Below are 15,730 nucleotides of genomic sequence, written 5' to 3'. Positions count from 1 at the left end.
CAGGCGATGGCGACGCTTGCAGCCCCAAAACAAAAGCCGGCCCTGATCCAATCAGGGCCGGCTTGTTCTGAGGCCGCCAAATCCCGCCGGAAAAATTACTCCGCGGTCCAGCCGCCGTCGATCGAGTAGTTGGAGCCGGTGATCTGCGCGGCATCGTCGCTGCACAGGAACAGCGCAAGCGCCGCAACCTGATCGGAGGTCACGAACTCCTTGGTCGGCTGCGCGGCGAGCAGCACGTCCTTGATGACCTGCTCCTTGGTCATGTTGCGCGCCTTCATGGTCTCCGGGATCTGGTGCTCGACCAGCGGGGTCCAGACATAGCCCGGGCTGATGCAGTTGCAGGTAATCTTGTGCTGCGCGAGCTCCAGCGCCACCGTCTTGGTGAGGCCGGCGATGCCGTGCTTGGCCGAGACATAGGCCGACTTGAACGGCGAAGCGACCAGCGAGTGCGCCGAGGCGGTGTTGATGATGCGGCCCCAGCCGCGCTTCTTCATGCCGGGCACCGCGGCGCGGATGCCGTAGAACGCGGACGACAGATTGATCGCGATGATCGCTTCCCACTTCTCCGGCGGGAATTCCTCGATCGGCGCAACGAACTGAATGCCGGCATTGTTGACCAGGATATCGACCGAACCGAAGGTCTTCTCGCCGAGCGCAACCATCTCGGCGATCTCGGCCGGCTTGGTCATGTCGGCCGGCGAATGCACGGCCTTGACCTTGAAGTCGGTCTCGATGCCGGAACGCTCCTTCTCGATATCGGCCGGAACGCCCATGCCGTTGAGAACGATATTGGCGCCGGCACCGGCGAAGGCGCGCGCGATCGCCAATCCGATGCCGCTGGTCGAGCCGGTCACAACGGCGGTCTTGCCTGTCAACGTACCCATTGTCGGTCGCTCCTATTTGCTTGCGGGGGGTGTGGGTTCATCCCCCGTGAGGTCGTAAGTCACCATGGTCTCCCCGGACTGCGGCCGTTCTAGCCATTCTTTGTGACGCATCGACAAATGCACGTCGCGGACGCCCGCGCCCCAGTGCTCGACCATCGCAACATGGGAGAAGTCGTAGTCCTTCGAGGAGCTCTCGTAGTTCTTGCTCTTGTAGATCAGGTGAACCACCGTGACGGTGTTCTCCTTGGACGCCTTGCGCAGCAGCTCGACCGACGGATCGTTCTTCAGGTAATCGGGCAGCTTGCCGATCAGGTCGCGTACCGCCATGCGGGCGTTGTGGATCTGCCGGTTCTTGTCGGTGTTCATCCGCGTCCGGCTGGAATAGCGGATGTCCTTCTCGCGCTCGGCGGCCTCCAGCAGCGTCTCCGGCAACGGCCCGCGCGCGCTGAACAGATCGACCTGGAAGATCAGGAGATCGCGGCTGGTCTCCTCGTCGAGCACGAAGTCGAGCGGGGTGTTGGAAGCGATGCCGCCGTCCCAATAATGCTCGCCCTCGATGACGACGGACGGAAAGCCCGGCGGCAGCGCGCCCGAGGCCATGATGTGCTCGGGGCCTATCTTCTTGCCGAGCTTCCTGAACTCGTAATTGTCGAAATAGCGGAAATTGCCCGAGGTGACGCTCACCGCGCCAACCGACAGGCGCGTCTTCAGATCGTTGATCCGGTCGAAATCAACGAGGCGCTCCAGCGTCTTCTTCAGCGGCGCGGTGTCGTAATAGCTCAGCGATTGCGAGCTGCCGGGCGGCCACAGCGGCGCCGGCGGAATCCGCGGCGTGAAGAAGCCGGGCACGCCGAAGGTCGCGATGATGGCGGCGCTGGTCTCGTTGAACAGCGAGCGGGCGCGTTCATGCTTCGAGACCGGATTCCACGGCACCGGCGCCGATACCATCTCCCAGAATTCCTTCAGCCGCGGCACGCGCTCGGCCGGCTCGTTGCCGGCGATGATCGCGGCGTTGATGGCGCCGATCGAGATGCCGGCGATCCATTCCGGCTCGAAGCCTGCGTGACAGAGGGCCTGAAAGGCGCCGGCCTGATAGGAGCCGAGCGCGCCGCCGCCCTGAAGAACCAGCACGCGCTGCGCTTGCGCCGGCGTCGAGGCAGGCGCGGTGTCGGAAGTATCCATTCGTAACCGTTCGCTCAAAAACGACTTGAGCCGCAACCGTGGCGACAGTTCGCCGCGGCGTCAATCAGCGAGATTATGGGGTTAGATCACGCGGAATTTATCGAGATCAGGTTGCCGCCAAAATGAGCGTCCAGAACACTTTGTACTTGGTGTTGGGAGCATAGACCGCCGCGATGCCCATTTTTGTGACACCGCTCTTCAGCATATTGGCCTTGTGCGGCGGTGAATCACGCCAGCCCGAAAAGGCTTCTGCCAGCGTGTGATAGCCGGCCGAGATGTTCTCGACCGCGACGGTGGCGGGATAGCCTCCGGCCTGCAGCCGCTTGCCGAGCGGGGCCTTCACGTCGTGGTCCATCTTGTTGCGGGCGGCCATCGCCTGCGATTGCTGCTCGGCGAGCTTGGTCAGGTCCGGATCGACCACCACGGTGCCAAGACCATTGTTCTGGCGATACTGCGAAAACATGATCGCGGCCGCCTGGCTATCCAGGACAGCGCCGGGTTGGGCCATGTTGAGATACATGGTCGGTTCTTCCGGGATTTTGGTGTCCGTGCCGCAGCCGGCAAGCAGCAGAAGCCCGAACAGGGCGACCGTCGTCCGTTTCACTGTAAGAAAACCCCCAAAGATTGGCCCGCCGTTGTTGCATACCAACCGTGGCTGAATGGTGAACAGGGGCTAACTTTTGGCTGCGAAATGCCGTCATTCCGGGGCGCGAAGCGAGCCCGGAATCTCGAGATTCCGGGCTCGGTCCTACGGACCGCCCCGGAATGACGGTGGATGTGGTCAGGAACCGTCGCCCGGATGCCTACTCCTGGGCGGCAAAGATCCGGTAGCGGCGGGGTTGCAGGGAGACGATTTCGCCGGCCTGGAGCTCGCGGTCGCGGGGGGCGTCGATCTCGATCACGGTCTTGCCCTCGCTCCCCGACAGGGCCACCTCGGCGCGCTGGATCGGACCGAACGAGCGGACGTGCCGGATGGCGCCTTCCAGGGCGCCGGTTCCGGCCGGGCCGACCGCCATGTCGTGGCGGCGGACGAACAGTTTTGCCGCGCCCGACGCCGCGCCCAAAGCCGGAATGTTCAGGGGACGGCCGTCCAGCCGCACCGCATCGCCGGCGACGTCGACCGGCAGCACGATGGATTCGCCGATGAAGCCATGCACGAAGGCGGTCGCCGGATTGTCATAGACCTCGCCGGGCGAGCCGATCTGCTCGATCTTGCCCTTGTCCATCACCACGACGCGGTTGGCGACTTCGAGCGCTTCTTCCTGGTCATGGGTGACGAAGATCGAGGTGACGTGGATCTCGTTGTGCAGCGAGCGCAGCCATTGCCTGAGCTCCTTGCGCACCTTGGCATCGAGCGCGCCGAACGGCTCGTCGAGCAACAGGATCCGCGGCTCGATCGCAAGCGCGCGCGCCAGCGCGATGCGCTGGCGCTGGCCGCCGGACAATTGGCTGGGATAGCGGTTGGCCAGCCAATCGAGCTGCACCAGGTCGAGCAACTCCTTGACGCGGGCGCGGATCGTCGCCTCGTCCTTGCGGATCGCGCGCGGCTGCACGCGCAGGCCGAAGGCGACGTTCTCGAACACCGTCATGTGGCGGAATAGCGCGTAGTGCTGGAACACGAAGCCGACCTGGCGCTCGCTGGCGCCGCGCGAGAGCGCATTCTCGCCGTCGATCGCGACCTCGCCCGAGTCAGGCCAGTCCAGGCCTGCGATGATGCGCAGCAGCGTCGTCTTGCCGGAACCGGACGGACCGAGCAGCGCCAGCAACTCGCCGTCGGCGACCTTGAGGTCGACATTGTCGAGCGCGGCAAAGCTGCCGAACGTCTTTACGATATTCTTGACTTCAATCGCCATCGGGCACCTCTGCCTCGTCGAGCCGCCGTTCGAGAACGGTTTTCGCCACCAGGGTGATCAGCGCCAGCATCGCGAGCAGCGATGCGATCGCGAACGAGGCGACGAACTGGTATTCGTTGTAAAGAATTTCGACCAGCAGCGGCATCGTGTTGGTCTCGCCGCGGATGTGGCCGGACACGACCGACACCGCGCCGAACTCGCCCATCGCGCGCGCGTTGCAGAGCAGGACGCCGTACAGCAGGCCCCATTTGATGTTGGGCAGCGTGACGCGGAAGAAGGTCTGCAGGCCGGAGGCGCCGAGCGAGATCGCCGCCTCCTCTTCCTGGGTGCCCTGCTCCTGCATCAGCGGGATCAGCGCGCGCGCCACGAAGGGGAAAGTGACGAAGATCGTCGCCAGCGCGATGCCGGGCACCGCGAACAGGATGTGGACGTTATGCGCCTGCAGCCACGGCCCGAAATAGCCCTGCGCGCCGAACAGCAGCACGTAGACCAGGCCCGAAATCACTGGCGAGACCGAGAACGGCAGGTCGATCAGCGTGATCAGGAAGGTCTTGCCGGTGAACTCGAACTTCGAGATCGCCCAGGCCGCGATCACCCCGAACACGAGGTTGAGCGTGACCGAGATCGCGGCGATCAAGAGCGTCAGCTTGATGGCGGCGAGTGCCTCAGGCTCCGCCAGCGCCGCGAGATACGCGCCGACACCTTTCGAGAACGCCGACGCAAACACCACGACCAGCGGCAGCACGACGAAGACGCTGAGGAAGGCGATCGCGAGCGCGATGATGATGAAGCGGATCGGCCCGGGCTCGGTGCGCAGATTGCGCTGCGCCGTCCCCGGCTCCGCGCGCGCGATCTCGAGCCGCGGCGCCGGCGCCGCGACGCTGACATCGGTCGCGGGTGCGTAAGTCCGCAGTTGCGTGGTCGAGGTCACCAATCCCGTCTGCATCGACATCGCAAGACCTCAATGCACGGGGATGCGGGCTTGCGCCCAGCGCTGCAGCCGGTTGATCAGGAAGATGATCAGGAACGAGGCCACCAGCATCACGACCGCGATCGCGGTGGCATCGGCGTAGCGGAATTCGGACAGCCGGATCACGATCAACAGCGGCGCGATCTCGGAGACATTGGGCAGATTGCCGGCGATGAAGATCACCGAGCCGTATTCACCGATGGCGCGGGCAAAGGCCAGCGCAAAGCCGGTGAGCAGCGCCGGGATCAAACTCGGCAGGATGACGCGAAACACCGTGTGCCAGCGATTGGCGCCCAGGCTCGCCGCCGCCTCCTCGATCTCGGGATCGAGATCGATCAGCACCGGCTGCACCGTGCGCACCACGAACGGAATGCCGATGAAGATCATCGCGATGAAGATGCCGATCGGCGTGAACGCGACCTTGATGCCGAGCTCGGCGAGCGGCGCGCCGAGCCAGCCCTTCTGGGCGAACAGCTGCGTCAGCGCGACGCCGGCGACCGCCGTCGGCAAGGCAAACGGAACATCGACGATGGCGTCGAACAGCCGCCGGCCCGGAAAGCGATAACGCACCAGCGCCCAGACGATGACGGTGCCCATCACCAGGTTGACGCATGCGGCCGCAAACGAAAGCCCAAACGAAATCTTCAGGGCGTTCAGGGTGCGGCGGCTGGTGAGGATGCCCCAGAACTGGTCGAGGCTCAGCTCGAACGTCTTGAGGAACAGCGCGGCCAGCGGAATCAGGATGATAACGGACAGCCATGTCAGGGTCAGTCCCATGGTGAGACCGAACCCCGGCAGGGTACTGCGCCGTGCAACCGCTGTGCTCACATATCCCCCTGATAATCCGATCAGTTCTTGTAGATCTGATCGAAGATGCCGCCCTCGGCGAAGTGCTCCTTCTGGGCCTTGGTCCAACCACCAAAAACGTCGTCGATGGTGAAAAGTTCAACCTTGGCGAAGGATTTTTCGTACTCCTTGGCGATCTCGGGATCGCGCGGTCGGTACGAGTTGCGCGCGGCGATCTCCTGGCCTTCCTTGGTGTACCAGTACTTCAGATAGGCCTCGGCGACGGCGCGGGTGCCCTTCTTGTCGGCGACCTTGTCGACCACGGCGACCGGCGGCTCGGCCAGGATCGACTGCGCCGGGGCCACGATCTCGAACTTGTCCGCGCCGAATTCGCGAAGCGCCAGAAAGGCTTCGTTCTCCCACGCCAGCAGCACGTCGCCGACGCCGCGCTCGACGAAAGTCACGGTCGAGCCGCGCGCGCCGGTGTCGAGCACCGGCACGTTCTGATAGAGATCGGCGACGAACTTCTTCGCCTTGTCCGCGGAGCCGAACTTCTTCTGCGCATAGCCCCAGGCGGCGAGATAGTTCCAGCGCGCGCCGCCCGAGGTCTTCGGGTTCGGCGTGATGACGCTGACGCCGGGTTTAATCAAATCGTCCCAATCCTTGATGCCTTTGGGATTGCCCTTGCGCACCAGGAACACGATGGTCGAGGTGTAGGGCGAGGCGTTGAGCGGCAGCCGCTTCTGCCAGTCGGCCGCGATCAGGCCCTTGCCCGCGATCGCATCGATGTCATAGGCGAGCGCCAGCGTGACGACATCGGCCTGCAATCCGTCGATCACCGAGCGCGCCTGCGAGCCGGAGCCGCCATGCGACTGCTTGATCTCGACGCTCTTGCTGGTTTCCTTCTGATAGGCCGCGGCGAACGCCTTGTTGAAATCGACATAGAGCTCGCGGGTCGGATCATACGACACGTTCAGCAGCGAATAGTCGGCCGCAAAGGCCGAGCTCGCCCACAACAGTCCCGCGACCAGCGGCAGGATACGACGGATCATTTCGCTCTCCATTCAACCTGAGAAATGTCAGGGAACACGCAAGACATAACTCACGGCGAAGTGGTCTTAAGTCAACGAAACCGGTTTTCTTTGTTTTCGGCGGCGCAGCGCGCTTGTGCTACGAAGTTGCCGCACTGCGAAGGCTTTGTCGCGTCGCCAAATCGCGACGAAGGCTCATCGCGATCGAGCGCCCTGCTCCATACCCTATGACATCTTCATCGTATGGATGCCGCATTCCGTCTTGGCCCGGCCGCGCCAGCGGCCGTCGCGCGCATCCTCGCCGGCAGCGGACCGGCTGCTGCAAGGCATACACCCGACCGACTGATATCCCGATGCGACAAGTGGATGCGGCGGCAGCTTGCCGAGCGTGTAGATCGCCTCGATCTCCTCGCGCGAGACGTTGGCGAACGGATTGAATTTCAGCCTGACGCCGTCATCCTCGACAACCGGGATGTCGGCGCGGGCACCGCCCTGGAAACGCTTGCGGCCGTTGATCCAGCCGGCGAACGGCTTCAGCGCACGCGCCAGCGGCTCGACCTTGCGGATGCGGCAGCATGCGTCGGGATCGGTGAACCACAATTCGCGGTCCGGATCCTGGCGCGACAGCGCCTCCTCATCGGGCTTGATCGAACGCACGTCGGTGAGGCCGAGCGTTTCGACCAGCGTGTCACGATAAGCCAGCGTCTCCTCGAACAGCCAGCCGGTATCGAGAAACACCACCGGGATCGCCGGATCGACGTCCGCCATCACCTTGAGCAGCGCGGCGGACTCGGTGCCGAACGACGACACCAGCGCCACCTTCTCGCGGCCGAGCGTCTTGACCGCGGCTGCGATCACCTCGGCGGGTGATGCCGTGCGCAGCGCGCGATCGAGCGCATCGGCCGCTGGCAATGCGGCCGGCGCCACTGCGAGCTCTGGTGCGAGCGTGCTCACTGGCCGGCGCTCTCCGAGTGACGCAGCTGCATGCGGCGGTTGAGTGCGGTGACGCGGCCGTCGCCGGTCGGCTGGTAGAACACCGAATAGCGCTTCATAGTCGCGGCGAACGCGTCGGCGTCGGCGTCCTTCTTCACCTCGAAGGCGTCGAAGCCGGCGCGCGTCATGAACACGAACTGGTCGCGCAGGATCTGGCCGGTGGCGCGCAGTTCGCCGTCATAGCCGTAACGCTCGCGCAGCAGGCGCGCCTGGCTGTAGGCGCGGCCGTCGCGGAAGGTCGGAAACACCAGCGCGACCGAGGCCAGCCGATCGAGATGCGGCACGAGATCGTCGAGGTTACGGTTGTTCGGCCAGATCACCCCTAGCTTGCCGGGACGGCGCAGCAGCGCCTCCGGATCGGCGAGAAAACGCTCGGCGCTCACCAGCACCGCGCCGTCGCCCGGCAGCTCGGCGCCGTCGGCGAGATGCACGAACAGATCGGTGGTGATTCTTCCCTGCTTAACGAGTGGCATAGACCCGCTCCCTGATAGGCTCGACGCCCAAACGCTTCACCGTATCGACGAACAATTCCTCGGGACGGTCGCGCAGCGCGAGATAGGCTTCGACAATGTCTTCGATCACGTCGGCGACTTCCGCATAGGGAACGGCCGGGCCGATCAGCGTGCCCAACTGCGCGTTCTCGTCCGCGCGGCCGCCGATCGTGATCTGGTAGAATTCCTCGCCGTTCTTCTCGACGCCGAGAATGCCGATGTGGCCGACATGGTGATGGCCGCAGGCATTGATGCAGCCGGAGATGTTGATGTGCAGCCGGCCGATCAGGTCGGCGGTGTCGTGGTTGGCGAAACGGCGCGTCAGCTCCTGCGCGATCGGGATCGAGCGCGCGTTGGCCAGCGAGCAGTAATCCAGCCCGGGGCAAGCGATGATGTCGGTGACGAGGTTGACGTTCGGCGTCGCGAGGCCGAGGCGGTCGAGCGCCTTGAACAGCTGCGGCAGGTCGCGCTTGGCGACGTGCGGCAGCGCCAGATTCTGCTCGTGGCCGACACGGATCTCGCCGAACGAATATTTGTCGGCGAGGTCGGCGACTGCGTCCATCTGCTCCGCGGTGGCGTCGCCCGGAGGGCCACCGACCGGCTTCAGCGACAGCGTCACGATCGAATAGCCCTGCACCTTGTGCGGCGCCACCGAGTTCTTGCGCCAGCGCTCGAACAGCGGATCATGCGCGGCCTGCTTCAGCTCGTCCGGCATGTGCGGCAGCTTCTCGTAAGGCGGATAGGAGAAGCGCGAGCGGACCTCCTCGATGGCGGCGTGATCGAGCGTCAGCCCGACATCGCCCATCGCCTTCCACTCCTCCTCGACTTCCTTGGCGAACTTCTCGATGCCGAGCTCGTGCACCAGGATCTTGATGCGCGCCTTGTAGATGTTGTCGCGGCGGCCGTACTGGTTGTAGACGCGCAGGATCGCCTCGACATAGCTCAGGATGTCGCGGCCGTGCACGAACGGCTTGATGGTCTTGGCGATGAACGGCGTGCGGCCGAGGCCGCCGCCGACCAGCACCTCGAAACCGGTCTCGCCGTCGGCGTTCTTGTGCAGCCGCAAGCCGATGTCGTGGATCTTGATCGCGGCGCGGTCGTGCTCGGAGGCGGTGATCGCGATCTTGAACTTGCGCGGCAGGAACGAGAATTCCGGATGCAGCGTGGTGTGCTGGCGCAGGATCTCCGACCAGATCCGCGGATCCTCGATCTCGCCGGGCGCCACCCCTGCCCACTGGTCCGAGGTGACGTTGCGCATGTTGTTGCCGGAGGTCTGCATCGCGTGGATGCCGACTTCGGCGAGATCGGCGAGCGCATCGGGCAGCTCGGCGAGCTTGATCCAGTTGAACTGGATGTTCTGCCGCGTGGTGAAGTGGCCGTAGCCGCGATCGTAGCGGCGCGCGACATGGGCGAGCCGGCGCAACTGCTTCGACGACAGCGTGCCGTAGGGGATCGCGACGCGGAACATGTAGGCGTGCAGCTGCAGGTACACGCCGTTCTGCAAGCGCAGGATCTTGAATTCGTCCTCGGTGAGTTCGCCGGAAAGGCGGCGCTTCACCTGGTCGCGGAATTCCGAAACACGCTCGTTGATCAGCGTGCGGTCGAGTTCGTCATATGCATACATGATGGATGAGCCTTACGCCGGCACCTGAAGATCGATCGTGACGCCCTTGGCGCGGATGTGTTCGCGAAGATTGCCCGGCTTGAGCTTGCCGCCGTCCTTGAGCTCGACCGGCGCGATGTAGGGGCCGACCGCGCCGACATCGTCAGCGGTGGCTTCGGCCAAGAGAGCGCGCGCGTCGTCGGAGGTGCTGACGACGGCGGAATCGGACAGTTCGGTGGACCAGCCTTGCTTGGCGGTCCGGTACACCACGGCACCATCCCAGGTGCGGTTGGCGGTCACCACCGAGGGGCCCGTGATCCTGATTTTCTTCTGTTCAAGCGGAGAGGTCATTCGGCAGCTTTCAGCAGTTCGGAGAACATCTGGTTGGAGAAGAGTTGGGTGACGTTGGACCGGCTCCACGGCGCGGAATGCGCGACCACGTCGCCGATGATGAGAATGGCCGGACCGCCGTCGACCTGTTTGACCAGTTCGGGCAGCCGCGCCAGCGTGCCGACCGCGGCCTTGGCATCCGGCCGCGTCACGCGCGCGAACACGCCGACCGGCGTCTCCGGCGAGCGGCCCGCGGCAAGCATGCCTTCGCGGATCGAAGGCGCCGCGGTCATGCCCATATAGACGACGACGGTCATCTTCTTGTCTGTCAGCACCGACCAGTCGACAACCTCGGCATCGCGCGCCTTGTGCGCAGTGAGGAAAGTGATGCGCAGCGCCTCGTGCCTGAAGGTCAGCGGCACTTCGAATTGCGCGGCCGCGCCCAGACCGGCGGAGACGCCCGGAATGATGGAGTAAGCGACGCCGGCGTCGCGCAGCGCCTCGATTTCCTCGCCGCCGCGGCCAAAGATAAAGGGATCGCCGCCCTTCAGCCGCACCGCGCGCTGGCCCGACTGCGCGGCCTCGATCATCAGCGCATTGATGGCGTCCTGGCCGATGCCGGGCTTGCCGACACGGCGGCCGACCGGGATCCGCGTGGCATCGCGCCGGATGCGGTCGAGAACTTCGGATGACACCAATTCGTCATAGAACACGACGTCGGCATCCTGCAGCGCGCGCAACGCCTTCACCGTGAGCAGATCCGGATCGCCGGGACCGGCGCCGACCAGCGTCACGTGACCGATGGCCTTGCCTTCCGCGCTCGCGCCGGCGAATGCGGCGGGATCGGCGATCGCGTTCAGCGCCTGCTCGGCCTCGTCCTTGCGGCCGGCCAGCACCAGCGCGCCAATCGGGCCGTCGACAATGCGCTCCCAGAAGCGGCGACGCAGCGGAAACTCCTCGATGCGGGCGTGGATCGATTTGCGGACGCCGCCGATGAAGCCGGCGAGATCGCCGATCCGCGCCGGCAGCACCGCCTCGATCTTCTCGCGGATGCGGCGCGCGACCACCGGCGACGTGCCGCCGGTGCCGACCGCGACCACGACATCGCCGCGATCGACGATCGCCGGCATGATGAAGGTGGAATGCACGAGGTCGTCCATCACGTTGACCGGCAGGCCGATCGCCTTGGCGCGCACCGACATCGCAACACCGATCTCGCCTGCGCCGGCACAGAGGACGGCGATGACATCGGAGAGGTCGGCGGTGAGCGGATCGCCTTCGGCGCACTCGATCCGCGCGGCGTCCTCCGCCGCGAGACCGGCAATGTCATGATCGCTGTCGGTCGCGTACCAGCGCACCGCGGCGCCGGCGGCTGCGAGCAGCCGCAACTTGGCGCGCGCGAGGTCGCCCGCTCCAACGAGCAGCACCTTGCCGCTTTGCAGATCCAGAAACACCGGCAGATATCGCATCAGACACTCGCTTCCCCAACTTGGGGGTTGACTGAAATTATTTTCTATTTATCTCTCGATCAAGGCCAGCAAAGAGAAAATTATTTCTTCTCTATTGCAGCGCAACTTTAGAATTTTCAACTCCACAGGCCAAGGCCAAGAGATGCATCTTCTCGACAACGAATCCGTCGCCGCCAGGACGCGGTCCGCAGCGCTTAGCAATGCATCTTCCGTGCCGGGGATTCCCGCCAATCAGGCGCCTCCGTCGATGGATCATCTCGACGAGCTGGAGGCGCAGAGCATCTACATTCTGCGCGAAGCGTTCGCCCGGCTGAAGAAGCTCGCGTTGCTGTGGTCGCTCGGCAAGGATTCCAACGTGATGATCTGGCTGGCGCGCAAGGCGTTCTTCGGCCGCGTCCCGTTCCCGGCATTGCACGTCGACACCGGCAAGAAATTTCCGGAGATGTATGCGTTCCGCGACCGCTTCGGAAAGGAGTGGGATCTCGACCTGCGCGTCGAGCCCTGCCCGCCGATCGACAGCGTCGACCCGACCCTGCCGCCGGCCGCACGTTCCGCCGCGCGCAAGACCGAGGGCCTGAAGCTCGCGCTCAACAAGTTCGGCTTTGACGGATTGATTGCCGGCATCCGCCGCGACGAAGAGGCGACCCGCGCCAAGGAGCGCGTGTTCTCGCCGCGCGGCCTCGAGGGCGAATGGGACGTCCGCGACCAGCCGCCGGAGTTCTGGGACCAGTTCAACGCCTCGCCGCCGCAAGGCGCGCACTTGCGCATCCATCCGATCCTGCATTGGACCGAGGCCGACATCTGGGCCTACACCAAGCGCGAAGGCATTCCGATCATCCCGCTCTATCTCGCCAAGGACGGCAAGCGCTACCGCTCGCTGGGCGATTCCGACATCACCTTCCCGGTCGCCTCCACCGCCTCCAACATAGACGAGATCCTCACCGAGCTCGACGGCACCAAGGTCCCGGAGCGCGCCGGCCGCGCGCTCGACCACGAGACCGAGGATGCGTTCGAGCGGCTGCGCGTCGCCGGCTATCTCTGATCAACACTTCAAGCAACACCAAGCTTCGTGCGAGCGTTCCGATGAACATGATCCTTCCCACTGCCTCGATCTCGGCAACGCCCAACGGCACGACGCGGCCGCAGGTGCGCATCGTCATCGTCGGCCACGTCGATCACGGCAAGTCGACGCTGGTCGGGCGCCTGCTGCACGAGACCGGCAGCCTGCCCGACGGCAAGCTGGAAATGCTGAAGGCGGTGAGCGCGCGGCGCGGCATGCCGTTCGAGTGGTCGTTCCTGCTCGATGCGCTGCAGACCGAGCGCGACCAGGGCATCACCATCGACACCACCCAGATCCGCTTCCGCACCCGCTCGCGCGACGTCGTGCTGATCGACGCGCCCGGCCACGCAGAGTTCTTGCGCAACATGATCACCGGCGCCTCGCAGGCCGACGGCGCGGTGCTGATCATCGATGCGCTGGAAGGCGTGCGCGACCAGACCAGGCGGCACGGCTATCTCCTGCATCTGCTCGGCGTGAAGCAGGTCGCGGTCGTGGTCAACAAGATGGACCGCGTCGAGTTCAGCGCCGACCGCTTCAAGGAGATCAGCGACGAGATTTCCGCGCATCTGATCGGCCTCGGCGTGACCCCCACAGCCGTGATCCCGATCTCGGCGCGCGACGGCGACGGCGTTGCCGAACGCACGCCGCGGATCGACTGGTACAAGGGCGCGACCGTGGTCGAGGCGCTCGATGCGCTCGAGCCGGCACGCCCGCTGGCCGAGCTGCCGCTGCGGCTGCCGGTGCAGGCGATCTACAAGTTCGACGACCGCCGCATCGTGGCGGGCCGCATCGAGTCCGGCAGCCTGAAGGCCGGCGACGAGATCGTGATCATGCCGACCGGCAAGATCGCGCGGATCAAGACCGTCGAGAGCTGGCCGGTGACGCCGGTGAACGCCCCACAGGGCGCCGGACGCTCGGTCGGCATCACGCTCGACCGCGAGCTGTTCCTCGAGCGCGGCGACATCATCGGACATTCCGGGCAGAGCCCGCGCGACACCCGCCGCATCCGCGCCCGGATCTTCTGGCTGCATGACAAGCCGCTGACCAAGGGCGAGCAGATCCTGATCCGGCTCGGCACCAAGGAAAGCCGCGCCACCGTGGTCGCGATCGAGAAGGCGGTCGATCCCGGCGCGCTGTCCAACGAAGAGAACACCGCGATCGCGCGCAACCATGTCGGCGAGATCGACATCTCGCTGGCGCAGCCGGTTGCAACCGATCCCTACACCGACAATCCGCGCACCGGCCGCCTCGTGATCGAGGTCAACGGCCGTATCGCCGGCGGCGGTCTCGTGCTGTCGGTCGACGCCGGCCGGCCGGCGGTGCCGGTCGATATCGTGCCGGTGGAGTCCGCGCTGCGGCCGGACGAGCGCTCGGCGCGCTACCACCACAACGGCGCAGTGGTCTGGCTGACCGGCCTGCCCGGCTCGGGCAAGTCGACCCTGGCGCGGGCGCTGGAACGGCGCCTGTTCGGCAATGGCGGCTCGCCGATCCTGCTCGATGGCGACACGCTGCGTGCCGGGCTGAACGGCGATCTCGGCTTCTCGCCGCAGGACCGCGCCGAAAACATCCGCCGCCTCGCCGAAGTCGCGACCCATCTGGCGCGCAACGGCCATATCGCCATCGTCGCCGCGGTGTCGCCATCGACCGCCGACCGTGCGGCAGCTCGCCGCATCGCCGACAGCGCATTCCGCGAGATCTATGTCGCAACGCCTGCCGAGGTCTGCGAGACCCGCGATCCGAAGGGCCATTACGCCAAGGCGCGCTCCGGCGGATTGCCGTCTTTCACCGGCATCACCAATGACTACCAGCCGCCGACCGGCAACGAACTGACCATCGACACCTCGATCCGCTCGGTCAGCGATGCCACCGACGAGATCGAGCGGATGCTGGCCACGACTGGCATCCTGTTCGACGAACTGACCGACCTCGCGGCGAATATTTAGCTTCTCTTGCTGTCATCGCGCGGCTTGTTGTCCAGGCGATCCAGTATTCCAGAGACAGCAATTATTGAGCCGATAGGCCGCGGCGTACCGGATGCCCCGCTTGCAGCGGGGCAGACGGCGGTGTTGAGGCCTATTCGGCCGCGCGGCTTGCGGCCCCGTGCCGTACCATCCCAGGCGATTGCCCGGTAACACGCTTGAACGCGCGGCTGAACGCCGCCTGTGACGCATAGCCAAGCCGCTGCGCGATCACATCGATCGGCTGGCGTTCATGCTTGATCCACTGTGTCGCGAGACGCATGCGCAGCTCGGCAAGATAGCGCAGCGGCGATTGCCCGGTCATGGCCTGGAAGCGCTCGGCGAACAGCGAACGCGAGCAGCCCGCCTCCGCCGCCAATTCAGCAACAGTCCAGTTGCGGCCGGGCTTGCGGTGCAGCGCGCCGATCGCGCGGCCGAGACGCGGATCACGCAAGGCCTCGAACCAGCCCATGGCGTTGTCGCCGCCGCATTCGACCCAGCCACGCACGATCGACGCGGCGAGCACATCGGCGAGCCGCGCCATCACGCCGACGGAGCCCGCCCGCGGCGTGCAGGTCTCCCGCTCCATGGCCTTCAGCATCGGTTCGATTTCCGGCTGGCGCGCAAGCAACGTGTCGGCCCGCATCACCTCCGGCATCAGCGCGATCAGCGGGCGCATGCCGCCAAGATCGAAATTCATGCAGGCGCTGAAGACCAGGACCGACTCGTCCTGCGGGCATCCTTCAGGGCAGGCCGATGTCACATCGACATTGCCGCACAGCGTCTCGGTCTCGAAACGCTCGACGTCGCAACTCGGCTCATCCGGGGCCGAGACAAGATCATGCGCGCCGCCGCGCGGCAGGAAAATCGCGTCACCGCATCCAAGGGGAAGCAGCGTCGCATCAGCGTAGCGCAGAAGTGCCGTGCCATGTGCAACGAAGTGGAATTGCGCGCGTCCGTACGGCGTTTCGAACCGAAACCCGAAGGGCGCCCGCGTCTCGATCCGACGGTAGTGAACGCCCTCAAGCCGCATGCCGAGCAGCAACTCGCTCACCAGATCGACGGCGGCGTCGGTCGTATCGGCGGCGGACGATCTGGACGAATGATCAAACATTGGAGC

15 protein-coding genes are annotated in these 15,730 nt (G+C 65.3%); 2 read left to right on the top strand and 13 right to left on the bottom strand.

Going from position 1 to position 15,730, the window contains the following annotated elements; all coding sequences use genetic code 11:
• Positions 1 to 95: 95 nt before the first annotated feature.
• The 12 genes from ACVMB1_RS38270 to cysG all read right to left on the bottom strand — a co-directional run bounded on the left by ACVMB1_RS38270 (position 96) and on the right by cysG (position 11,592).
• Positions 96 to 884: a 3-hydroxybutyrate dehydrogenase gene (locus ACVMB1_RS38270; RefSeq protein WP_057016155.1), complete on the bottom strand. Its 789-nt coding sequence runs from the start codon at positions 882 to 884 to the stop codon at positions 96 to 98.
• A gap of 12 nt (positions 885 to 896) precedes the next feature.
• Positions 897 to 2,066 carry a DUF3734 domain-containing protein gene (locus ACVMB1_RS38265; RefSeq protein ID WP_057016154.1) on the bottom strand — a complete coding sequence of 390 codons (1,170 nt, stop codon included), beginning with the start codon at positions 2,064 to 2,066 and terminating at the stop codon, positions 897 to 899.
• A 106-nt stretch (positions 2,067 to 2,172) separates the two neighbouring features.
• Positions 2,173 to 2,670: a CAP domain-containing protein gene (locus ACVMB1_RS38260; protein WP_028334729.1), complete on the bottom strand. Its 498-nt coding sequence runs from the start codon at positions 2,668 to 2,670 to the stop codon at positions 2,173 to 2,175.
• Positions 2,671 to 2,869: 199 nt separating this feature from the next.
• Positions 2,870 to 3,919, bottom strand: a complete 1,050-nt coding sequence (locus tag ACVMB1_RS38255; RefSeq protein ID WP_028342240.1) for a sulfate/molybdate ABC transporter ATP-binding protein — start codon at positions 3,917 to 3,919, stop codon at positions 2,870 to 2,872.
• On the bottom strand, positions 3,909 to 4,871 hold the full coding sequence (gene cysW / locus ACVMB1_RS38250; protein ID WP_371852089.1) for a sulfate ABC transporter permease subunit CysW: 963 nt from the start codon (positions 4,869 to 4,871) through the stop codon (positions 3,909 to 3,911). Before cysW ends, ACVMB1_RS38255 begins: the two co-directional genes overlap by 11 nt.
• A 9-nt stretch (positions 4,872 to 4,880) precedes the next feature.
• Positions 4,881 to 5,687: a sulfate ABC transporter permease subunit CysT gene (gene cysT, locus ACVMB1_RS38245; RefSeq protein WP_076824967.1), complete on the bottom strand. Its 807-nt coding sequence runs from the start codon at positions 5,685 to 5,687 to the stop codon at positions 4,881 to 4,883.
• A gap of 50 nt (positions 5,688 to 5,737) precedes the next feature.
• The gene (locus ACVMB1_RS38240; RefSeq protein WP_057016182.1) at positions 5,738 to 6,727 is read right to left on the bottom strand and encodes a sulfate ABC transporter substrate-binding protein; all 990 of its coding nucleotides are present in this window, start codon (positions 6,725 to 6,727) and stop codon (positions 5,738 to 5,740) included.
• A gap of 204 nt (positions 6,728 to 6,931) precedes the next feature.
• On the bottom strand, positions 6,932 to 7,660 hold the full coding sequence (locus tag ACVMB1_RS38235) for a phosphoadenylyl-sulfate reductase (RefSeq protein WP_057016152.1): 729 nt from the start codon (positions 7,658 to 7,660) through the stop codon (positions 6,932 to 6,934).
• Entirely contained in the window at positions 7,657 to 8,172 is a 516-nt protein-coding gene (locus ACVMB1_RS38230) for a DUF934 domain-containing protein (RefSeq protein WP_076824938.1), read from the bottom strand. The genes ACVMB1_RS38235 and ACVMB1_RS38230 overlap by 4 nt, the downstream gene beginning before the upstream one ends.
• Positions 8,159 to 9,814 (bottom strand): nitrite/sulfite reductase, encoded by a 1,656-nt coding sequence (locus ACVMB1_RS38225; protein ID WP_057016151.1) that lies wholly within the window; start codon positions 9,812 to 9,814, stop codon positions 8,159 to 8,161. Before ACVMB1_RS38225 ends, ACVMB1_RS38230 begins: the two co-directional genes overlap by 14 nt.
• A 12-nt stretch (positions 9,815 to 9,826) precedes the next feature.
• Positions 9,827 to 10,144, bottom strand: a complete 318-nt coding sequence (locus tag ACVMB1_RS38220) for a DUF2849 domain-containing protein (RefSeq protein ID WP_028334721.1) — start codon at positions 10,142 to 10,144, stop codon at positions 9,827 to 9,829.
• Positions 10,141 to 11,592 carry a siroheme synthase CysG gene (gene cysG / locus ACVMB1_RS38215; RefSeq protein ID WP_076824936.1) on the bottom strand — a complete coding sequence of 484 codons (1,452 nt, stop codon included), beginning with the start codon at positions 11,590 to 11,592 and terminating at the stop codon, positions 10,141 to 10,143. The genes ACVMB1_RS38220 and cysG overlap by 4 nt, the downstream gene beginning before the upstream one ends.
• A gap of 247 nt (positions 11,593 to 11,839) precedes the next feature.
• On the opposite strand from cysG, the gene cysD reads away from it, so the two are divergent.
• Together cysD and cysC are read left to right on the top strand one after the other, a co-directional pair.
• Positions 11,840 to 12,634 (top strand): sulfate adenylyltransferase subunit CysD, encoded by a 795-nt coding sequence (cysD, locus tag ACVMB1_RS38210; RefSeq protein ID WP_076824965.1) that lies wholly within the window; start codon positions 11,840 to 11,842, stop codon positions 12,632 to 12,634.
• 41 nt (positions 12,635 to 12,675) lie between these two features.
• Positions 12,676 to 14,595, top strand: a complete 1,920-nt coding sequence (gene cysC / locus ACVMB1_RS38205) for an adenylyl-sulfate kinase (protein WP_076824933.1) — start codon at positions 12,676 to 12,678, stop codon at positions 14,593 to 14,595.
• A 130-nt stretch (positions 14,596 to 14,725) separates the two neighbouring features.
• On the opposite strand, the gene ACVMB1_RS38200 is transcribed toward cysC, so the two are convergent.
• Positions 14,726 to 15,664: an AraC family transcriptional regulator gene (locus ACVMB1_RS38200; RefSeq protein ID WP_310886001.1), complete on the bottom strand. Its 939-nt coding sequence runs from the start codon at positions 15,662 to 15,664 to the stop codon at positions 14,726 to 14,728.
• Between the last annotated feature and the right edge of the window lie 66 nt (positions 15,665 to 15,730).

It is taken from the genome of Bradyrhizobium sp. USDA 4504, from assembly GCF_054063995.1.
The sequence above is the reverse complement of the archived record's forward strand: the minus strand, read 5'-3'. Positions and strand labels throughout refer to the sequence as shown.